Source organism: Agromyces sp. P1_H4 (assembly GCF_056405255.1).
In genome coordinates this window covers 1-2,131 of sequence record NZ_JBFUCL010000473.1, presented here as the reverse complement: position 1 = coordinate 2,131, position 2,131 = coordinate 1, and the positions used below count along the sequence as shown (strand labels likewise).

Here is a 2,131-nt window from a genome sequence, read left to right as displayed (position 1 = left end):
CACCGCGCCGACGGTGAACCCCGAGCCGTTGCTGCAGGCCGACGTGCTCGCCGCGAAGCCGGTCGCGCTCGAGACGCCTGCCGCCACGGTGTTCGATCGCCCGGCGACGCCCGAAGACCTCCCCCAGATGGCCGGCATGGGACGCATGCCGGTCTCATTCGGAGGCGGCCCGGTCGACACCCGCCTGCTCGCCACCCGGCCCGATGGCGTCGAGGTCTTCGCGGCACGGCATGGCGCCGACCTCTGCCTGCTCATCCCGACGAGCCCCGAGCCCGGGTACGGCGCGACCTGCACCGACGACGGCCGGTTCCCCACCGAGGGCCTCCTGCTCAGCGACGGCGCGCGGGCCACCCCGGACGGCGGCACCACAGCGTCGATCGTCGCGATCTGGTACCCCGACGGGTCACTCCACCTCGGGCTGCTCGGCTATATCGAACAGCCGCAGTAGCGGCATCCGCTAGCCGTTCTTGGCGTCGCGCCAGGCGAGCCACTCCGGCACGGTCGAGAAGTCGTAGTTGGGCCCGCTGAGGCCGAGCGTGAAGAGGCGCACGCCGGCGTCGTACAGGGCGTCGGCGTACTCGACGTCGACCCGGCCGCGGGTGAGCTCGTTCGACACGGTGATCTCCGACACGTCGCGCCCGACCTCCTCGCCCCACTGCGCGAGGACGCTGAGCTTGTGCGGCAGGTCGGCCGGCGACACGAACGAGTGCCAGATGTCGGCGTGCCGAGCCACGATCTTCAGGGTCTTCTGCTCGCCCTTTCCACCGATCATGACGGGGATCTTGCGGGTGGGCGGCGGGTTCAGCTTCGTCCACCGCTCCTCGATGCGGGGCAGGGCGGCGGCGAGCGCGTTCAGGCGCGTGCCGGGCGTGCCGAAGTCGTAGCCGTACTCGTCGTAGTCGCGCTCGAACCAGCCCGACCCGGTGCCGAAGATGAACCGGCCCTCGCCGCCCTTCGCGCTGATGTGGTCGAGCGTGCGGGCCATGTCGGCCTGCAGGTCGGCGTTCCGGTAGGAGTTGCAGCTCACGAGCGTGCCGAACTCCATGYGCTCGGTCTGCTCGGCCCACGCGCCGAGCATGGTCCAGGCCTCGAAGTGCAGGCCGTCGCGGTCGCCGGTGAGCGGGAAGAAGTGGTCCCAGTTGAAGACGATGTCGACGCCGAGGTCCTCGGCGCGAAGCACCGCGTCGCGCATGGCGGGATAGTGGGCGTGCTGGGGTTGCAGCTGGAGTCCGAGGCGAACGGGAGAAGCAGAGGTCATGCATCGAGCCTAGGCAGCGCATGGAAAGCGTTGCCCCGCACGCAGGAAACCTGCGTCCACCCCTGTGACAACGCAACGAATCAGCGTAGACTCCCGGCATGGACAACCTCGATCGCGCCATCCTCGACCTGCTCCGCCAGAACGCGCGAGCGGGCTACGGCGATATCGGGTCCTCCGTGGGGCTCTCGGCCTCTGCGGTCAAGCGGCGGGTCGACCGCCTCGTCGCCGACGGCGTCATCCGGTCGTTCACCATCCAGGTCGATCCGACCGTCGACGGCATGAGCACCGAGGCCTACGTCGAGCTGTTCTGCCGCGGCACGGTCGCACCCGACGAGCTGCAGCGCATCCTCCAGGGAGTGCCCGAGGTGGTCTACGCCGGCACGGTCACGGGCAGCGCCGACGCGATCGTGCACATGCGCGCCCGCGACATCACCTCCCTCGAAGACGCCCTCGAACGCGTGCGCATCGCCCCCAACGTCGACCACACGCGCAGCGCGATCGTGCTGTCGCGCCTCGTGAACCGCAACCGGGACTGACGATGACGGATGCCGCGGGCGCGGAGCAGCGCGCATGAAGCTGTCGATCGACCCCGCCGCATCCGCCCCACCCTTCGAGCAGCTGCGCCGCCAGGTCGTCGACGCGGTCTCCGACGGGTCCCTCGCACCCGGCGCGCGGATGCCGACCGTTCGCGCCCTCGCGGCGGAGCTCGACCTCGCCGTGAACACCGTGGCGAAGGCCTACCGCGCCCTCGAGGACGACCACGTGCTCGAGGGCCGGGGCCGCGCGGGCACGTTCGTCTCAGCGACGGGCGACCCCGCGACGCGCGAGGCGCAGCTCGCTGCCATGGCCTACGCCGATCGGGTGCAGCACCTC

Annotated in this window: 4 protein-coding genes; 3 read left to right on the top strand and 1 reads right to left on the bottom strand. The window is 70.8% G+C overall.

Going from position 1 to position 2,131, the window contains the following annotated elements; genetic code table 11:
* A partial coding sequence (locus AC1DY2_RS19035) for a hypothetical protein (protein ID WP_476763835.1) occupies nucleotides 1-448 on the top strand: 448 nt, incomplete at its 5' end.
* Between the two features lie 9 nt (nucleotides 449-457).
* Here AC1DY2_RS19035 and AC1DY2_RS19030 read toward each other — a convergent pair.
* Nucleotides 458-1,258: an LLM class F420-dependent oxidoreductase gene (locus tag AC1DY2_RS19030; protein ID WP_476763834.1), complete on the bottom strand. Its 801-nt coding sequence runs from the start codon at nucleotides 1,256-1,258 to the stop codon at nucleotides 458-460.
* A gap of 98 nt (nucleotides 1,259-1,356) precedes the next feature.
* Between AC1DY2_RS19030 and AC1DY2_RS19025 the strand changes: the two genes are divergently transcribed.
* Entirely contained in the window at nucleotides 1,357-1,794 is a 438-nt protein-coding gene (locus AC1DY2_RS19025; protein WP_148732865.1) for an Lrp/AsnC family transcriptional regulator, read from the top strand.
* Nucleotides 1,795-1,828: 34 nt separating this feature from the next.
* Nucleotides 1,829-2,131 (top strand): GntR family transcriptional regulator (locus AC1DY2_RS19020; protein WP_476763833.1); only part of this gene is annotated, 303 nt, incomplete at its 3' end.

Bases quoted from the DNA above. Each gene is read 5' to 3' on its own strand.
- AC1DY2_RS19025 (WP_148732865.1), top strand. From the start codon at position 1,357: ATGGACAACCTCGATCGCGCCATCCTCGACCTGCTCCGCCAGAACGCG.